Raw genomic sequence first — 1,352 nt, forward strand, 5'->3', positions numbered from 1 at the left:
CCACCGAAACATGCGCCGCCCCGGCATCCCGGTTCAGGCTGGCAAGGTCCTGCCTCTGGTCCGAAAGCTCCAGCGTGCCCGGCGTCACGGTGGCCCGTGTGGTCCCGCTTCCGCCTTCCCGCGCAGGCATGTTGACGATGGGCGTCAGCGTGCCGGGATAGCGGGCAGCAACGTCCTTCCCGGCCTGTGTGTCTGCGTTGCCGAAGTTGACACCAAAGCCCACGCCAAAGCCGGAGCTGGAGGAGGCGGAGCTGTTCTGAACATCGCGCCACGCCAGTTCGCGGGCAGAAAGGTAATTGTCCTCGGCATCCGCCGTGGAGGAGATCACCCCGCCGGTCAGATCCACCTTGCCGCCGGCGGTGACATCATAGCCGCCCCGCCCGGCAACAATGCCGCTCTGGCTAGCAGACCCGGACGCCCCGATGACGCCGCCGCCGATGGTGCTGAGGTTCAGGGTGTCAGGGTGTCAGGGTGTCAGGGTGTCAGGGTGTCAGACGAATATCATCTCTGTAGGTGCATGCCGATGTATTCGGCACCAGACCGCCAAGATAATACACTATTAATAAATTATTACGAGCAGAAAACCTGCAAATATTTGAAGTATACACATCAAATAATCAAAGATATTTCCCATTCGCCATTCCTAACGCAAACGAAAAGTCAGGATCACTTGGTGAAAGATATGCAGCCTGGTACTTGTAGTAAGCCTGCCAAAATTCAAATGAATCACACCCCGAGTCTTTCGCTCGCTCAAGAAGCTTTAGGGTGAGGTCAACTGGCAGGTCCCAACTCCATTTGTAAATCACTGCCTCTTCCAATCGCTCTGAACTTTTCTCGCTTTCTAGCGCAATGATGAATCGTCGCCGAGAAGCCTCCCAATCGATGTCCTCACTTCTGCGAATGTTCCCAAACGCATCCGTGCTTCTAAACTGATCAATTGCCTCAATAAGGTTGCTCATTTTCATTCAATCACCGGGTAATAATTGATATTTGCTCCTACAGGTGTGTCAGCTAGCGAATAGCCCACAGCTTGACCATTCACTTGTACCGTATGAGTTTGCGTCGTACGCGGCTGTAGGCTGCCGAGTCTAGAATTTTCGGCAATATCTCGAAGGATGGCGTTTTCAATCTCGTCCATTGTTCCGATGCGAGAGACGTCACCCCCAGCGTGTGTTCGGTTATACGCATGACCGCTGTTAATCCGAATGTCTGTTCCATCCAACTTCGTGAAGCGCCTTAGATCATTCCCTGCACCGTTTGAGGTGAAGTCGAATATCCTACTCGGCCCAGGCGCATTGATCACCGGCCCGGAGGTGGACGGCTGGGTGAGGGTTGTCTGGGCGGTGGAACCT

At 54.6% G+C, this 1,352-nt stretch carries 3 protein-coding genes; all 3 read right to left on the reverse strand.

Annotated features, from left to right (window positions below):
• Window positions 1–346, reverse strand: a 346-nt coding sequence (locus H163_RS23475; RefSeq protein WP_040679488.1) for a hypothetical protein, incomplete at its 3' end; no start/stop codon positions are given.
• A 271-nt stretch (window positions 347–617) separates the two neighbouring features.
• A complete protein-coding gene (locus H163_RS0121795) occupies window positions 618–965 on the reverse strand; it encodes a hypothetical protein (protein WP_019966722.1) in 348 nt (115 codons plus the stop codon).
• On the reverse strand, window positions 962–1,352 hold a 391-nt coding region (locus H163_RS24740; RefSeq protein WP_208975470.1), incomplete at its 5' end, for a hypothetical protein. The genes H163_RS24740 and H163_RS0121795, both read right to left, overlap by 4 nt.

The organism is Pannonibacter phragmitetus DSM 14782 (assembly GCF_000382365.1).
Classification (GTDB): Bacteria; Pseudomonadota; Alphaproteobacteria; order Rhizobiales; family Stappiaceae; genus Pannonibacter; species Pannonibacter phragmitetus.